Raw genomic sequence first — 16,342 nt, forward strand, 5'->3', positions numbered from 1 at the left:
GAAGCGCCTCCTTTTATATACCTTTTAGGTATTGAATATAGATTTAACGAATATTTTTCATATGGATATATCAGGAGTATGATTGAAATGAAGACAGAATTCAAGCGTAAAGGAGGGGCAAAATTTGAAACTCGTTGTCGGTATGACCGGGGCAACAGGGGCTATTTTCGGTGTCAGGCTATTAGAATGGCTGAAGGCAACGGAAGTGGAAACCCATCTCGTTGTGTCTCCTTGGGCTAACGTTACCATCAAACATGAAACAGGTTATACGTTAAAAGAAGTTGAAAAGCTGGCCACATACACATACTCGCATAAGGATCAGGCGGCGGCCATCTCCAGCGGCTCGTTTGATACCGATGGCATGATTGTGGCGCCGTGCAGTATGAAATCGCTTGCGAGCATCCGTACCGGGATGGCGGATAATCTGCTGACTCGCGCGGCGGATGTCATGCTGAAAGAGCGAAAAAAGCTCGTTCTCTTAACAAGAGAGACACCTTTAAACCAGATTCATCTCGAAAATATGCTTGCACTCACAAAAATGGGTACGATTATTCTTCCGCCCATGCCGGCGTTTTATAATCAGCCGAGCAGCTTAGAAGAAATGGTCGACCATATTGTATTCAGAACTTTGGACCAATTCGGCATACGCCTTTCTGAGGCAAAGCGCTGGAATGGAATTGAAAAACAAAAAGGAGGAGCTTGATGATGGCTTATCAAGATTTCAGAGAATTTCTCGCTGCCCTTGAAAAAGAGGGACAATTGTTAACGGTGAATGAAGAGGTAAAGCCTGAGCCAGATCTGGGAGCAGCTGCACGGGCAGCCAGCAACCTCGGCGATAAAAGCCCCGCACTGTTATTTAACAATATTTACGGCTACAACAATGCGCAAATCGCGATGAATGTCATCGGCTCTTGGCCGAACCACGCAATGATGCTCGGACTGCCGAAAGATACACCGGTGAAAGAGCAGTTTTTTGAATTCGCGAAGCGATATGAACAGTTTCCGATGGAGGTCAAACGCGAAGAAACAGCGCCATTTCATGAAAATGAAATCACAGAAGACATCAATTTGTTCGATATCCTGCCTCTTTTCAGGATTAACCAAGGAGACGGCGGTTACTATTTAGACAAAGCATGCGTCATCTCTCGTGATCTTGAGGACCCTGACAACTTCGGCAAACAGAATGTCGGCATATACAGAATGCAGGTAAAGGGAAAAGACCGCCTCGGCATACAGCCTGTGCCGCAGCACGATATTGCGATCCATCTGCGCCAAGCGGAAGAACGCGGCATCAATCTTCCGGTCACGATTGCGCTCGGATGTGAACCGGTCATTACAACTGCGGCATCCACTCCGCTTCTCTATGACCAATCCGAATACGAAATGGCGGGAGCAATCCAAGGAGAACCGTACCGCATCGTAAAATCAAAGCTGTCTGACCTTGATATTCCATGGGGAGCAGAAGTTGTGCTCGAGGGAGAAATCATTGCCGGAGAACGTGAATATGAAGGCCCATTCGGTGAATTTACTGGGCATTATTCCGGTGGACGCAGCATGCCGATTATCAAAATTAAACGTGTGTATCACAGAAACAACCCGATTTTTGAACATTTATACTTAGGCATGCCGTGGACAGAATGTGACTACATGATCGGTATTAATACTTGTGTGCCGCTGTATCAGCAGTTAAAAGAAGCGTATCCGAATGAAATTGTGGCTGTGAACGCCATGTACACTCACGGGTTAATCGCGATTGTATCAACAAAAAACCGCTACGGCGGATTTGCGAAAGCGGTCGGCATGCGAGCGCTCACAACCCCGCACGGACTAGGCTACTGCAAAATGGTTATCGTTGTCGACGAGGATGTCGATCCATTCAACCTGCCGCAGGTCATGTGGGCGCTCTCTACAAAAATGCATCCGAAACACGATGCGGTCATTATACCGGATTTATCAGTTCTGCCGCTTGACCCGGGATCAAATCCATCAGGAATCACACACAAAATGATTCTTGACGCCACAACACCTGTTGCGCCGGAAACAAGAGGCCATTACTCACAGCCGCTTGATTCTCCATTAACAACAAAAGAATGGGAACAAAAACTAATGGACTTGATGAATAAATAGGAAAGGATGATTGATATGCATACATGTCCTCGATGTGATTCGAAAAAAGGAGAAGTCATGAGCAAATCGCCTGTAAAAGGCGCATGGGAAGTCTATCAATGCCAAACATGTTTTTTCACATGGAGATCCTGTGAACCAGAAAGCATTACAAATCCGGAAAAATATAATCCAGCCTTTAAAATCGATCCAAAAGAAACAGAAACAGCGGTTGAAGTCCCCGCTGTTCCGGAACGAAAGGCCTGATCGGCGTGAATCAACTATCAGACCGTCTCTTTGAGCTGCTTGACGGAGAACGCCTGAAAGAGAAGCAGCATGAAGCCTTCGTTCTGCAGACGGTATCAGAGGACGGCATGCCGCATGCCGCCATGATCAGCGCAGGAGAAATCATCGCCCTGAATCGGACGGATATCCGGATCGCCCTGTGGAAACACACAGAGACAGCGGGAAATATCCTTCGTACGGGACAAGCTCAGCTCACAGCATGGTGGAAGGGAGCTGCTCATTACGTGAAACTGCAATGTGAGCCGCTCCCGCCGCTGAACGATGCGGTCTATGAAAGGGAACGCTTTGCCTGCCGTATCGCTTCAGCTAAGGAGGATGTTGCAAAGTACGCTGATGTAACTTCAGGCGTCAGGATACAGCTTCACCATGCTGACGAAGTGCTGAACAGATGGAAAGTGACGCTGGAGGAATTAAAACGATAAATGAAAAAGCCTGACGCCATGCGTCAGGCTTTTATTTTATAATGAAACATATAAAAACAAAGGGGCGTGAGGAATGGGCACAAAGGGGATCTGTCATTCAGACGGTTTTGATTTATCTTATTGTCTTGTAGGAGAGGGTGCGCCGATTCTCGTGATTGGCAGTGCGGTTTACTACCCGCGTCTATTTCATGAGGATATCAAACAGAAATATCAATGGGTCTTTGCCGATCACAGAGGTTTTGCCAAGCCGGCGCGGGCGCTGCGGCCGGAAGATCAAAGCCTGGATGCGGTGTTGGACGATATTGAAGCGATAAGACGCTTTATCATCATGGGGCATTCGGGGCACGCGTTTATGGCATTAGAATACGCTAGAAAATATCCTGAGCATGTGCGGAAGGCCGTCCTTCTCAATTCAGCGCCTGATAACAGTCAAAAGAGACAGCAGGACAGTGAAGCTTTTTTTAGGGAAACAGCCAGTCCTGAGAGAAAGAAACGTTTCGAAAAAGATATTGCTAGTTTAGCAGGTGACATAGAAAAAGATCCTGAAAGACGTTTCGTGCACATGTGCATTCGCGCTGAAGCGAAAAGCTTTTATAAAGAGAGACCGGATGCGGCAGCTTTATGGGAAGGTGTTTCCACCAATATGCCAATCATAGATGAATTATGGGGACATACCTTCGCGCAAATGAACCTCATACAGCAGTTAGCAGACGTTCGTGTTCCTGTCTATATCGGTTTAGGAAGGTATGACTATTTGGTTGCTCCTGTATCGTTGTGGGATGCCGTTGACGGTTTATATCCGCATGTGAAAAAGGTCATCTTTGAAAAGAGCGGGCACCAGCCGATGCTGGAGGAACCGCAAACCTTCGAGCAAAGCTTAATAAAATGGATAGACGAATAAAAATCCCGCAGGGCTGATCTGCGGGATTTTCTTTATTATAGGATACCTTTCATCGCACGTTTGATGATCGGTGAAATCAGCAGCAGAATGCCGCCGAGTATGATAGAAATCAAGCCGATGGTACCGAAGTAAGTTGTTTCAGGTATTTTATCAAACAACCCGGCTACTTGGGCATTGATTGCTTGGGCTGCTGCGTTCGTCAGAAACCACATACTCATTGTCTGTGCAGAGAATGCAGCTGGCGCCAGTTTTGTTGTAACGGATAAACCGACTGGAGACAGGCACAGCTCTCCCAGTACGACAAGCAGGAAACTGAGAACGAGCCAAAGCGGACTGACGAGTGCTTCTTTTCCTTGCATGGCAGGGAATACCATGATAATAAATGACAAGCCGGCTAAAATAATTCCGAACGCAAATTTAACTGGTGTAGACGGCTGGCGTTTGCCAAGCTTCATCCAAAACCATGCGAAAATTGGTGCGAAAATGACGATAAACAATGGGTTTAATGATTGGAACCAAGATGACTGAAGTTCTAATCCGCCCACTGAAAGCCTTGTGCGTTCGTCAGCGTAAAGCGCAAGAATAGTTGCTCCCTGTTCCTGAATGGCCCAGAACATGACAGCAGCAATAAACAAAGGAACGTAAGCGGCAAGACGAGATTTTTCTGTTTTGTCCGCTTTTTTGCTTGTAAACATGATAATGAAATAAACAATAGGAATCAAAATACCGAGTATACTTACAAGGTCGATGAACCGATTGATCGTCAGCAGACCTGTTTGCAAAGCAATAATCACTGCGATCGCCACAATGATAGCCCCGATGCCAGTGCCAATCGCTGATTTTTTAGACAGCGGGTTCGGCACATTTGAACCTGCAAACCCGAGGTTTTTCTTTCTTGTCAGAGCAAATACGATAAGTCCGAGTAGCATTCCGACTGCGGCAACTCCGAAACCAAGATGATAGTTGTACTTCTGTCCGAGTGTTCCGACAATTAACGGCGCAAGTAAACCGCCGAGGTTAATCCCCATGTAGAAGATGCTAAAACCTGAGTCGCGACGCGCGTCTTCTTTTGTATAAAGATCTCCAACTACGCTTGAAACGTTTGGTTTTAATAAACCTGTCCCGATTATGATAAGCGCCATACTGATATAGAATGCTGTGGTGCTGCCTGGAAAGGCGAGTGCAATATGGCCGAACATAATGAATATCCCGCCGTAAAACACAGTGTTTGCAGTACCGAATAACCGGTCAGCGAGCCATCCGCCAATAATAGTGGACATGTATACGAGAGATCCGTAAATTGACATAATAGCAACCGCAGTGCCTTTGTCAAAGCCGAGCCCTCCGTTTACTGTCTCTGTATACAAATAGTAAAGAAGAAGTGCTCTCATGCCATAGTAGGAGAAACGCTCCCAAAATTCAGTAAAAAACAGAGTAAATAGTCCTCGCGGGTGACCAAAGAACCCTTTTTGCGGGACGCTTTTGATGATAGTTTCGTTATCAATCGAAGCCATGTCAGCCAAACCCTTTCTTAAAAAAGTGTATTATAAAAATCATATTCTTATATAATACTTGTGTCAATATAAATTATACTTATTTCAAGAAGTTCCAGAATGGAAAAACTATAAGGGTATAAAAATAGTGAGTTTTTCCTGTTCCTTATGTCTCATTTTGTTACATTTTCTAACGATAGTATTTCTTTATACTTTTTCAATAAAATTTTAGAGAAATGTACAAGCGGATCGGGCTGCCGCGAATATCATAGTAACAATCATGCAGGAGGAGGCTGGATCATTGGCTGAATTCATCTTGAATGCAGCAGATTTCGGTATTTCAGGGGACGGAAAAACGGATTCGACAGAACTGATTAATCAATGCCTCAAGGCGGCTGTTTCAAAGGGGTACCATACAGTCTGGTTCCCGAAAGGAACATATTTAATTGACGGGACGCTTGGAGGGGATGCGAATCAGGTGTTTCGCAACGCTGGGATTATTGTTCCCGGCAATCTTCATATTGTCATGGATTCTGAGTGTATTATCAAAGTCATTCCGAACAGCTCATGGGGGTATTCTGCATTTTATGTAGGCAAGCAAGAGAATATAACCATTTCCGGTGGACAAATTATCGGCGAGCGCGATGAGCATACGTATGCGTCAGCGGGAGTAAGGTCAACACATGAATGGGGCTTCGGCATTTGTATTGAAGGGTGTTCGAATGTTGTCGTTGAGGATGTCAACATTTCTGATTTTACCGGAGATGGGATCATTGTCAGTCCGCGGGGCTTAACGACAAATGACGATTATCGAACATCAAAGCACATTACCATCCGCCGCTGTAAGGTTCGGCGATCAAGAAGAAATAACATTTCGATTACCGGATGTGACACAGTCACGGTGGAGGGCTGCGTGATTGAAGATGCCGGAAGGGGAAATGGAACAGCGCCGAAATTCGGAATTGACATTGAAGGATATGGTGAAGGAAATATTGATTATGAGGAACCGATCAATGTTTCGATTCGCAATAACTATTTTAATGGAAACGTTTCAAGTTCTGTGACCAATTTTAACGGGTACGGCATTTCAATAGAAGGAAACCACTCAGACAATACGATCAGCTATGGGTACGGCACTCAAACGGTTATTAAGGGGAATATTCTCAGAAGGGCGGGAGACGGGGCTGCGGCGCCTAGAGTCGGGATTACCGGACTGGGTGTTTCACAAGGAAAAGAAAGCAGTGATGCAGTGATCGCTGGCAATCTTATTACCGGATTTTCAACCGGAATTGATGTCAGGGGAAAGAGCGTTCTTGTCACAAACAACAAAATCAGCAATTTTGAAAACACTGGGATATTGGTTTATCAGTCTTCCGACGTAAAGGTAGATGGCAACCAGATTCAAAACGGACTCTCTGAAACAAGGCGAAGTACCGGTCTTCGGGCGGTGCTGTCTGATGACACCGCATTTCTGAATAACTGTCTTATTCAAGTCATCGACGGGGTGAATATTTCAGGAGGCGATATGATTATTAAAGATAATGTGCTGAGAAAATTCAGCCGCGGCATTTGGATCACTCAAGGAAACGCGGTGATCGAAGGAAATACACTGAACCCCGATGCGTTTGAAGCGCCCCTTGAGTCGTATGCCGTTTCTGTTACAAACAATGCTGGCGCGATCATTAAAAACAATACATTTAAAAACTTTAAAAATTACCCGATTTACTGTACGACAAGTGCAAAAACCTCTATAATCGGAAACCACTTTGAAAGATCTCCTCTTCTAGTAACCATCTATATCAGCACCGGCGTTCATGATATTTTTGATAACACCATATCAGTCAATAGAACAGCCGGCAAACCAATTGTGATTTATCTCAACGGCTCCTCAGGCTCTATCATTTCAGGAAACACCATCAACAATCTCTCCCCAAGCACGGCGGTGGCTATTCAAACGGACACCTCAACGAATTCCACCATTATCGGAAATCGAATCATCAAAGGAACCATCACCACTAACAGCAGAGATAAGGTAAACGGCAATATTATCGTCTGAACAAAAGCGCCTCGCTCTAGGGGCTCTTTTTGTTCGATTTATAGATCGCGAATATATCTCTCGCCAATATCAAAACAAAAAATAAAAGCATCGCCCATTCCGCAACCGATGTCATCTTGAAGCTGGACATATTATTATAAATGGCTTTTCCCAAACTGAATCCTTGAAGCATATCCATAGAAACTGAAATCACTAACAAACAAATTAATAAAACAGCCGTCACGCCTAATATTTTCATCCTTCATCACCCTCCGCTTTTAGTGTCTATCTTTATGAGAGAGTTATACCCCGATCGCCCAGTCACATGCATAATCCTGAGGCTAACAGGAAGAATATGAGAAAACGATTAGGGAAGGTATTTTGTGTATGCCGTCATTTTTTAAGCAAAAGAAAAATACCGAGACGAAAGACAGCCAGAAACAAGAAGATAGAAATCAGCAGAAAAAAGAACAAGGGCCCGTTCTGGCTTCCTCAAGTTTGGCGAAAAATGTGGCGGACGTGAAGAAGAAAGTCGGAAGCAGCTCTGATGTCATCATACGGGAAGTGAAAGCAGGGGAACAGGATAATGTTCACCTGGCCATTATTTATGTCGCAGGTTTGGTTGATAATAATACGATTCATGAATCGTTAATCGAGCCTTTAATTCAGGATCAAGCCATCCAAAACGCCCATGCAATGAAGCAGATCCTTGAAAAAACGCTTCCGCTGGGCGGCGTAAAAGCTGAAAAGAGCTGGGACAAGCTGTTCACTGAATTGATGCTTGGAAATGCGCTGGTTTTTGCGGACGGTTCTGATGAGGCGCTTATTTGCAGCACCCAGGGGGGAGAGCACCGCTCCATTCAAGAGCCGAGCACCCAGGTGTCATTCCGTGGTCCGCGCCAAGGGTTTACAGAGTCTTTGCAAACCAATATTTCCATGATTCGGCGATATATTAAAAATCCCAATGTATGGGTCGAAAAAATGAAAATCGGTTCTGTGACCAATACGGATATCGCGCTTATGTACATTCAAGGCATTTGTGATGAAAAGGTGCTGAAGGAAGTGAAGCAGCGCCTGAAAAAAATAGACATTGACAGTATTTTGGAATCCGGATACATCGAGCAGCTGATCGAAGATGAAACGTTTACGACGTTTCCGACCATGTATCACACGGAACGCCCTGACGTCGTCGCAGGAAATCTGTTAGAAGGAAGATTTGCGATCGTTGTGGACGGAACACCGTTTGTTCTGATTGCCCCAGCCTTATTTATTCAATTTTTTCAGTCTGTTGAAGATTATTATTCACGCTTTGACATTGCGACAAGTATACGGATTTTGCGGATATTTATCTTTTTTATTTCACTTGTCGCACCGGCTGTTTATGTGGCAGCCACGACGTTTCATCAGGAAATGATTCCGACACAGCTGTTAGTCGTCATTGCTGCCCAGCGGGAAATCGTTCCGTTTCCGGCCGTTGTAGAAGCAATCACAATGGAGGTTGCGTTTGAGATTCTCAGGGAAGCTGGGGTCAGATTGCCGAGGGTTGTGGGATCGGCTGTGTCCATTGTAGGTGCGCTGGTTATCGGCCAAGCTGCTGTTCAGGCTGGTATCGTGTCTCCGGCAATGGTCATCATCGTTGCCATAACGGCCATTGCCAGCTTCGCAACGCCGGCGTTTGCCATGGCGATATCTGCCCGCCTCATTCGGTTTATTTTTATCATTGCTTCTGCCGTAATGGGTTTTTACGGGCTGGTATTAGGAATTATTATGATGTTTGTTCATTTATGCAGCCTGCGTTCCTTTGGTGTTCCTTATATGTCGCCGCTTGCGCCCTTTTCTTCACAAGGCGTGAAAGACACGCTGTTCCGTGTTCCTTGGTGGGCCGATCAAAAAAGGCCCGAATCCATCAGCAAGAAAGATAAGGTTCGCCAGGGGAAAGACCAGCGTCCTCAGCCGGATGGTTCACGCGGAATGGTGAACAAAGAGTTGAGAGAAGGAGATCATGATGATACGTAAACGTGTATTAGCTGTTATCATGCTTTTGAGCATCATTGTGCTGCCCGGCTGCTGGGATAAGCGCGAGCTGACAGATCTTGCGATTATTTCGGCAATCGGTATTGATCGGACAAATGAAGGGAACTACGTCCTGCACTTTCAGATCATTAATCCCGGAAACGTTGCCGGAGGGCTTCAGGGCGGGGGTGCGGGGGACAGACCGCCTATATCCGTCTATTCCATAGTAGGCGACAACATGACAGAAGCGCTGAGGAAAGCCTCTATGAAAGTATCCAGGCGGCTTTACTTTGCACATACCAACCTGGTCGTGGTTAGTGAAAAGCTGGCGAGAGAGGAAGGTTTGAATTTTGTGTTAGACAACCTTGACCGTGATACGGAATTCAGGACAACGGCAACGATTGTCATCGCCCATAAAACGAAAGCCGAAAACATCGTCAAAACGCTTACGCCGATTGATAAAATTCCGTCCAATAAAGTCAATAAAACACTCGACTTCACGCAAGCGCAATATGGGCGGGTGATTAAAACCAGTATCCAAGATGTCTTGAAAACACTTGCCATCACCACAGAAGCGCCGGTGATCCCCGGATACAGGATGATCGGGGACGATAAAAAAGGAGTCAGCCTGGAAAACACACAGGCGACTGACCCGCAAGCCATTCTTCAGGCGAACGGTCTGGCGGTGTTTGATAAAACAGGCCATTTAAAATATTGGATTGAGGATAAGGAAAGCGTTGGGATCGTCTGGCTTAAGAATCAAATCCAGCACACCTTTATTAATGCCGATTGGGGCAAGACAAAAGATGCGGTAAGCTTACAGGTCACGCATCAGGCAACAAAGCTTACCCCGGAGATACGAAACGGCCGTCCCCGTATTCATGTTCACGTGACGGTTGAAGGCATAATAGACGCAGTAAAATATCCATTTCATTTGTCTGATCCAAAGGTGTTAGCCGATATCGAAAAAGCACTCAATAAACAGCTGGAAAAGGAAATCAGCCATGCGGTTGAAAACATAAAGGAACATAAAATTGACTTCATCGGATTCGGAGACACGATATACAGAAAGTATCCGAAGCAGTGGGAAAAAATGAGGGATACATGGGACAAAGAATATTTGCCTGATCTGCCTGTCGATGTAAAGGCGGAGACCTATATCAGAAGAACAGGGCTGCGAAATAATCCGCTCAGAAACCAGCTTAATCGATGAATAGGTCGAGAAAGGAGAAGTGACAGATGGAAAAAGCCAAAATCAGCATTAGGCAGCTGTTTGTCATGATGATCATATTCGAGCTGGGCAGCTCCTTATTGATTACCCCGGGAACAATGGCGGGCCGGGATGCCTGGATCGCTGTGCTATTAGGCTGTGCAGTTGGTTTATTTCTTTTTTACTTGTATCAGGGGATCTATCAATGCTATCCGGATTTCTCCCCAAAAGAATACATGGATGATATGCTCGGAAAAAAACTGAGCTGGACCTTTTCGTTTCTATATATCTTATATTTTGCATATATTGCCGCCCGGGTGCTGCGTGATTTCGGAGAAATGCTGCTGACATTTGCTTACCATGATACTCCGATTATCATCGTAAATGCTTTACTAATGGTGGTCTGCATATATGCCGTCAGAAAAGGAATTGAAGTGCTGGCGCGGGCGGGTGAGCTTCTCTTCGGGGCCATGTATCTATTGGGTGCGCTCGGTCTCGTGCTGATCATTGTATCGGGTTCCATCGATCTGAAAAATTTAAAACCAGTTTTAGCAGACGGGGTTTTCCCTGTTATTCATTCTGTTTTTACACAAACCATGTATGTGCCGTTCGGTGAAGTTGTTTTATTTGTCATGATTTTCCCCAATCTCAATGATCGCAAGAATGTCAAAAAAGTGGGGATGCTCGCTATGGTCATCAGCGGATTGATTGTGGCGCTTACCGTAGCGATTAATATCAGTGTGCTTGATGTTGATCTGACATTGCGATCGCAGTTTCCGCTTTTAAGTACGATTCAGACAATCAAAGTGGAGGAATTTCTGGATCGGCTTGATATTTTTTTTATGCTGGCACTGATTATCGGCGGCTTCTTCAAAGTCAGCCTCTACCTGTATGCGGTGGTGGTGGGTACGTCCACTCTCTTTAAGGAAAAAAATCCTTCACAGCTGGCATATCCAATGGGACTGGGCATACTCATCCTCTCCATCACTATTGCCACCAATTTTTCAGAGCATTTAAATGAAGGGCTGAAGGTAGTGCCGCTGTACATTCATTTGCCCTTTCAATTGCTGTTTCCATTATTTCTGTTTATCCTCGCTGTTTGGAAAAAGAAAAGAAGAGAGAAATCAAAGCAAGCTGATAAACAGAAACAATAAAAAGAGCGGGGGGATGCAGCCGCCGCTCTTTTTACCGTTCACATCTATATAAAAGGGGGATATAGGTTGCGCCCCTGTCTGCACTGGCAGAGGCGCGTTTTTTATACGACTGCGGCGTTTTCCGTCACAGTAAAGCTTCCTCGTGAAAGTCTGATGTTTATATCAGATACCCTTGCAATTTGTTCATCATGCGTCACCATGATAATGCATTTATTTTCTTTGTGCGCCAAATCCTGAAAGAGCCGCACAATTTCTTTTGACGTATCCTCATCAAGGTTTCCGGTCGGTTCATCAGCTGCGATTAAATCGGTGTCACAGCAAAATGCTCTTGTAATGGAAACACGCTGCTGCTGTCCGCCGCTTAATGTCAGCACCTTTTGCCGGGCTTGTTTTTCGTTGATGCCGACCTTCTCCAGCATCTCCAACGCATATGCTTCTTTGTTCTTTTCCTTTGAACCTGTGATTTCCATGGCGGTTGTCACATTTTGCAGAGCTGTCATATATGGAAGCAAGTTGTACGCCTGAAAGACAATTGATACATATTTATTTCTGAAATTCGTCAGTCCGATTTTGGAAACAGCTTTTCCGCCATAAAGAATTTGTCCTTCTCTAGGTGCGTCAAGTCCGCCTGCCAGAGACAGGAAGGTCGTCTTTCCTGTCCCTGAAGTGCCGACGATTGTATAAAATTTACCTTTTTCAAAGCTGATATTTATATCTTGAAACAAGGGCTGGCTTTTGTCTTTATACCAATAGCCGACTTGTTGAAATTCTAATAAGCTCATTCGATTCGCCTCTTTCTATTCCTGTTTAGTCAATATTGTTTTCGGGTGGAGCCGCAGTACTGAAATAGACGGCAGCAGCGTTGCAATCACAGCGATTACCATTCCGATTCCGCCGAGAACAAGCATATCGTTCATAGAAACGGCCACATTCAGTGAATCAATGACGCCCGCGTTTGAAGAGCTTTGGCCGAACATTCCGCGGCCCATGCCGCCCCCGCCGCCGGGCATTTGGCCGCTTGCGGTTTGTGTTGAATCAGTTGATGAACTGATCTGCTGGGATAAAAGCTGATTTCCGAGCTGGTTCGCAACTAGATTTCCCGTCAATGATGCAATGCCAATCGCGATAACAGCCAAGATCAGAATCTCAGTTAAGAACTGTCCGATCAGTTTCCAGCGTTTTTCACCGATCGCCATTAACACGCCCATTTCATATTTGCGCTCTCTGATTGACATCATGACAATGAGGCCTAGAATGACAGCGCCTGCCGCTGATACAAGGTACACAACGTTTTTAGAGAAAGAAGCTACATTTTCAATCGGGCCGACCATTTGCTGGTAAAGCTGATCGTTTGTATTTAATGTAAACGTATCAAAGTCAATTGACGTTTTCTTCGCTGCTTTAACGAATGCATCAATATGTTCAGCATCGTCCATATCATAAACAGCTGAATCAATCGTATTTTTATAATCGTCACCTTTCAGAGCTGCTGTTGCTGTGTAAGGTGTGTAAAGCTTATTGTAAGGATTTAAGAATGAGAAATTCTGGGCTTGGTCATCGCCTGAAGACGTTGTTTTATAAATACCGACAATCTTCAGTTTGACTGTTGTGTCTTCGTCTGTTGCTGATTCAATTGTGATGGAATCCCCAACGCTTAGATCATTTTCTTCTGCTAATGTTTCATTGATCACTGTGACTTTTTTGCCGACATCAGATTTTGTAATCGCGCGCCCATCTGTGATTTTTGCATCTCCGTCAGAGAATTCCTCTAACAGCGACGTGCTGATGACACCTTCAATCGAAAGATCGGCTTGAACCATTTGTTTCCCGCCTTGCATTGGAGCGCCTTTTGTATCGCTTGAGCTTGAGTCTGTGCTCGAATCACTAGAGCTTGAGCTTTCAATCGCATCGAAATTTCCGGCGTTGGCTGAGGCTGACGTAATGAAGTTGTAGCTCTTCACATGATCAAGCGCTGTCAGCTTATTGGCATCAGACACTTTTATCGGTGTAGATTCGAAGCTGCGTTTTTCACCGCTGTCCTGCTGCTTCTCCATTTGTTTTTGGCGGTCAACTTGAAGGGTAACGGTTCCGCCCAGCTCCTGTCTGGCAAGGTCGCTGGATTTTTGAGCTGCTGACTGGATCGTGAGGCCAGACAGAACAAATATACAAATGACTGTAAACACAAATAACTGCAAAAACGTTTTTCCTTTTTTGGCCCTCATGTTCCAAAAAGCCCGTTTGATAAAATTCATGTATGTTCCTCCGTATAGGTATTTTTATGGATAAGACCGCCTGTGAGGCAGGCCTGCTTGTTGATAAATTTATAGTAGTCCAAAGGTATGAAAAAAATATGAACAATCTATTTCTAGTTGATGAAATAAAAACTAACAATTGTGAAACCCAAAATCTTCTGTATAAAATGGTGCTATTATAAAAAAAGCATCTAAACAATCGGAGGAACCAATGAAAATTTTAATGATAGAAGATAACGTTAGTGTTTGTACGATGACAGAAATGTTCTTTTTTAAGGAAGGCTTTGAAGCTGAATTTGTTCATGACGGTTTAGAGGGGTATCAGCGTTTTGCGGAAGGAAATTGGGATTTGGTGATTCTGGATATTATGCTCCCGTCTATGGACGGCGTAACCATCTGCAGAAAAATAAGGGAGACAAGCACGGTTCCGATTATCATGCTGACTGCCAAAGACACCGAATCAGATCAGGTGATCGGCTTTGAGATGGGTGCGGACGATTATGTGACGAAGCCATTCAGCCCGCTGACATTGGTTGCCCGCATCAAAGCCGTGATCAGAAGATATCAGGCGACGGGCAAGGCGGCAGTAGAAGAAGATACGATTGAATCGGAATGCTTTAAAATCAATAAAAAGACAAGAGAAGTATTTTTAAACGGAAAGCCTGTTGAAAACCTTACACCTAAGGAATTTGACCTGCTTTATTACCTTGTGCAGAACCCGCGGCAGGTGTTTTCCAGAGAGCAGCTGCTAGAGCAGGTATGGGGCTATCAGTTCTACGGAGACGAACGGACTGTCGATGTCCATATTAAACGGCTGCGGAAAAAGCTTGCAAGTGAGGACAGGCCTTTCCTATATACTGTATGGGGAGTAGGGTATAAATTTGATGAGGATTAAATATTTATATCAGCTGCTGCTGAGCCATGTCAGCATATTAATTTTAGCATTTGTTATCATTATTTCTCTTTTTTCTCACTTCGTGAAAGAGTTTGCCTACCAAAATAAAGTAGAGGAACTGACGTCATATGCGATGCAGATTGCAAGCGAATTTCAAACCGGCCAGGTTGATATACGCCGGCTGTACCCATATCAGGATATTTTAAGGACAAGAAAAACACAGTTTATCATCTTTAATGAAGCACAGGTGCCTTATTTTCACCCTGAAGACTTTCACCCAAGGGAAAAGCTGAAGAAAGCGGAGTGGGAGAAGCTGAAAAAAGGGCAGACGGTCATGAACAGAGCGGATGGCCGTTTTAACGATGAGGTCTCCCTTGTTGCACAGCCGATTTTTGTTAACAATGAATTTAAAGGTGCGGTACTGTTGATTTCTCCGATCAGCGGCGTTGAGCAAATGATTAATCAGGTCAATCTATATATGTTTTACGCGATGATCAGCACGCTTGTCATTACCATTCTCGTCAGCTGGCTGCTCTCCAAATTCCATGTGAAACGAATTCAAAAGCTGAGAGAAGCAACGGATAAAGTAGCTTCCGGCGACTATGACATTCACTTGGAAAACAGCTATCGGGATGAAATCGGGGTGCTGGCGTCTGACTTTAATATCATGGCAAAGAAATTAAAGCAGTCAAGGGATGAAATCGACCGGCTTGAGAAGCGGAGAAGGCAGTTTATTGCCGATGTATCCCATGAATTAAGAACGCCGCTGACAACCATTAACGGTTTGGTTGAAGGGCTGAACAGCAATACGATTCCAGAGGAAAATAAAGAAAAATGCTTCTCGCTCATCAGTGAGGAAACGAAACGAATGCTGCGGCTCGTTAAAGAAAATCTCGATTACGAAAAGATCAGATCTCAGCAAATCACTTTGAACAAGCTTAACGTTCCGCTGATAGAGGTATTCGAAATCATTAAAGAGCACCTTGAACAGCAGGCGGATGAAAAGCAAAATCAGCTGGTGATTCAGGTGGAGGACAGCGTGATCGTTCATGCCGACTATGACCGGTTAATTCAAATCCTCATGAACATTACGAAAAACAGCATCCAGTTTACGCAACACGGGCAAATTTGGCTGCGGGGAACAGAAGGATATAAAGAGACCATTATCGAAATTGAAGATACCGGGATCGGCATCTCAAAAGAGGATATCGAGCATATTTGGGAGCGGTTCTATAAAGCTGATATTTCAAGAACGAACACGGCGTACGGAGAATACGGCCTCGGCCTTTCCATCGTCAAGCAGCTTGTTGAAATGCATCAAGGTACAATAGACATTAAGAGTGAACAAGGGGAAGGCACAACTTTCATTATCCGCTTTCCTTTACCTGCAAAACAGCAATAAATCATGTAAGGCGGCGGCATATCATCAGATGCTGCCGCCTTCTTTCTCACATCGCTTCGGTATTCCTTTTTTTATTGCGTGCCCCCGAAATAAAGTTTGCGTGTTTTTCGGGTTAGGACAGTCTGTAAACATGATAAAATATGACATAAACAGTTT

General features: G+C 44.7%; 14 protein-coding genes and 1 pseudogene. 11 read left to right on the top strand and 4 right to left on the bottom strand.

Annotated features, from left to right (window positions below; genetic code table 11):
• Positions 1-87 precede the first annotated feature (87 nt).
• The 5 genes and pseudogenes from NST56_RS02105 to NST56_RS02125 all read left to right on the top strand — a co-directional run bounded on the left by NST56_RS02105 (position 88) and on the right by NST56_RS02125 (position 3,732).
• Positions 88-703 (top strand): annotated as a pseudogene (locus NST56_RS02105) (non-oxidative hydroxyarylic acid decarboxylases subunit B).
• A gap of 2 nt (positions 704-705) precedes the next feature.
• Positions 706-2,127 (top strand): phenolic acid decarboxylase BsdC, encoded by a 1,422-nt coding sequence (bsdC, locus tag NST56_RS02110; RefSeq protein ID WP_010333007.1) that lies wholly within the window; start codon positions 706-708, stop codon positions 2,125-2,127.
• A gap of 15 nt (positions 2,128-2,142) precedes the next feature.
• On the top strand, positions 2,143-2,370 hold the full coding sequence (gene bsdD / locus NST56_RS02115) for a phenolic acid decarboxylase subunit BsdD (RefSeq protein ID WP_010333008.1): 228 nt from the start codon (positions 2,143-2,145) through the stop codon (positions 2,368-2,370).
• Positions 2,367-2,831 (top strand): pyridoxamine 5'-phosphate oxidase family protein, encoded by a 465-nt coding sequence (locus tag NST56_RS02120; RefSeq protein ID WP_268504130.1) that lies wholly within the window; start codon positions 2,367-2,369, stop codon positions 2,829-2,831. Before bsdD ends, NST56_RS02120 begins: the two co-directional genes overlap by 4 nt.
• 73 nt (positions 2,832-2,904) lie before the next feature.
• Positions 2,905-3,732, top strand: coding sequence for an alpha/beta hydrolase (locus tag NST56_RS02125; RefSeq protein ID WP_339179629.1), 828 nt, complete (start codon positions 2,905-2,907; stop codon positions 3,730-3,732).
• A gap of 35 nt (positions 3,733-3,767) precedes the next feature.
• On the opposite strand, the gene NST56_RS02130 is transcribed toward NST56_RS02125, so the two are convergent.
• Positions 3,768-5,246 (bottom strand): peptide MFS transporter, encoded by a 1,479-nt coding sequence (locus NST56_RS02130; protein WP_326217667.1) that lies wholly within the window; start codon positions 5,244-5,246, stop codon positions 3,768-3,770.
• Between the two features lie 280 nt (positions 5,247-5,526).
• Here NST56_RS02130 and NST56_RS02135 point away from each other — a divergent pair, with 280 nt between their 5' ends.
• Positions 5,527-7,281 carry a right-handed parallel beta-helix repeat-containing protein gene (locus NST56_RS02135; RefSeq protein ID WP_339179632.1) on the top strand — a complete coding sequence of 585 codons (1,755 nt, stop codon included), beginning with the start codon at positions 5,527-5,529 and terminating at the stop codon, positions 7,279-7,281.
• A 16-nt stretch (positions 7,282-7,297) separates the two neighbouring features.
• Here NST56_RS02135 and NST56_RS02140 read toward each other — a convergent pair whose 3' ends face one another.
• Positions 7,298-7,519 carry a hypothetical protein gene (locus NST56_RS02140; RefSeq protein WP_010333013.1) on the bottom strand — a complete coding sequence of 74 codons (222 nt, stop codon included), beginning with the start codon at positions 7,517-7,519 and terminating at the stop codon, positions 7,298-7,300.
• A 128-nt stretch (positions 7,520-7,647) separates the two neighbouring features.
• On the opposite strand from NST56_RS02140, the gene gerKA reads away from it, so the two are divergent.
• Genes gerKA through NST56_RS02155 form a run of 3 tightly spaced genes read left to right on the top strand, consistent with a single transcriptional unit; the run spans position 7,648 to position 11,637 of the window.
• Positions 7,648-9,276 carry a spore germination protein GerKA gene (gene gerKA, locus NST56_RS02145; RefSeq protein WP_010333014.1) on the top strand — a complete coding sequence of 543 codons (1,629 nt, stop codon included), beginning with the start codon at positions 7,648-7,650 and terminating at the stop codon, positions 9,274-9,276.
• Positions 9,266-10,486: a Ger(x)C family spore germination protein gene (locus tag NST56_RS02150; protein ID WP_229149890.1), complete on the top strand. Its 1,221-nt coding sequence runs from the start codon at positions 9,266-9,268 to the stop codon at positions 10,484-10,486. Before gerKA ends, NST56_RS02150 begins: the two co-directional genes overlap by 11 nt.
• Positions 10,487-10,512: 26 nt before the next feature.
• Entirely contained in the window at positions 10,513-11,637 is a 1,125-nt protein-coding gene (locus tag NST56_RS02155) for a spore germination protein (RefSeq protein ID WP_168746926.1), read from the top strand.
• Between the two features lie 101 nt (positions 11,638-11,738).
• Here the strand turns inward: NST56_RS02155 and NST56_RS02160 are convergent, their stop codons facing one another.
• A complete protein-coding gene (locus tag NST56_RS02160; RefSeq protein ID WP_339179639.1) occupies positions 11,739-12,419 on the bottom strand; it encodes an ABC transporter ATP-binding protein in 681 nt (226 codons plus the stop codon).
• 15 nt (positions 12,420-12,434) lie between these two features.
• Entirely contained in the window at positions 12,435-13,889 is a 1,455-nt protein-coding gene (locus NST56_RS02165) for an ABC transporter permease (RefSeq protein WP_268504114.1), read from the bottom strand.
• 211 nt (positions 13,890-14,100) lie between these two features.
• On the opposite strand from NST56_RS02165, the gene yclJ reads away from it, so the two are divergent.
• Together yclJ and NST56_RS02175 are read left to right on the top strand one after the other, a co-directional pair.
• Positions 14,101-14,784 carry a two-component system response regulator YclJ gene (yclJ, locus tag NST56_RS02170; RefSeq protein WP_010333020.1) on the top strand — a complete coding sequence of 228 codons (684 nt, stop codon included), beginning with the start codon at positions 14,101-14,103 and terminating at the stop codon, positions 14,782-14,784.
• Positions 14,771-16,186: a HAMP domain-containing sensor histidine kinase gene (locus NST56_RS02175; RefSeq protein WP_268444288.1), complete on the top strand. Its 1,416-nt coding sequence runs from the start codon at positions 14,771-14,773 to the stop codon at positions 16,184-16,186. Before yclJ ends, NST56_RS02175 begins: the two co-directional genes overlap by 14 nt.
• The last annotated feature ends 156 nt before the right edge of the window (positions 16,187-16,342 follow it).

Source organism: Bacillus sp. FSL R5-0560 (genome assembly GCF_037966305.1).
GTDB classification, from domain to species: domain Bacteria; phylum Bacillota; class Bacilli; order Bacillales; family Bacillaceae; genus Bacillus; species Bacillus mojavensis.

Bases quoted from the DNA above. Each gene is read 5' to 3' on its own strand.
- bsdC (WP_010333007.1), top strand. From the start codon at position 706: ATGGCTTATCAAGATTTCAGAGAATTTCTCGCTGCCCTTGAAAAAGAG.
- bsdD (WP_010333008.1), top strand. From the start codon at position 2,143: ATGCATACATGTCCTCGATGTGATTCGAAAAAAGGAGAAGTCATGAGC.
- NST56_RS02125 (WP_339179629.1), top strand. From the start codon at position 2,905: ATGGGCACAAAGGGGATCTGTCATTCAGACGGTTTTGATTTATCTTAT.
- NST56_RS02130 (WP_326217667.1), bottom strand. From the start codon at position 5,246: ATGGCTTCGATTGATAACGAAACTATCATCAAAAGCGTCCCGCAAAAA.
- NST56_RS02140 (WP_010333013.1), bottom strand. From the start codon at position 7,519: ATGAAAATATTAGGCGTGACGGCTGTTTTATTAATTTGTTTGTTAGTG.
- gerKA (WP_010333014.1), top strand. From the start codon at position 7,648: ATGCCGTCATTTTTTAAGCAAAAGAAAAATACCGAGACGAAAGACAGC.
- NST56_RS02150 (WP_229149890.1), top strand. From the start codon at position 9,266: ATGATACGTAAACGTGTATTAGCTGTTATCATGCTTTTGAGCATCATT.
- NST56_RS02155 (WP_168746926.1), top strand. From the start codon at position 10,513: ATGGAAAAAGCCAAAATCAGCATTAGGCAGCTGTTTGTCATGATGATC.
- NST56_RS02160 (WP_339179639.1), bottom strand. From the start codon at position 12,419: ATGAGCTTATTAGAATTTCAACAAGTCGGCTATTGGTATAAAGACAAA.
- NST56_RS02165 (WP_268504114.1), bottom strand. From the start codon at position 13,889: ATGAATTTTATCAAACGGGCTTTTTGGAACATGAGGGCCAAAAAAGGA.
- yclJ (WP_010333020.1), top strand. From the start codon at position 14,101: ATGAAAATTTTAATGATAGAAGATAACGTTAGTGTTTGTACGATGACA.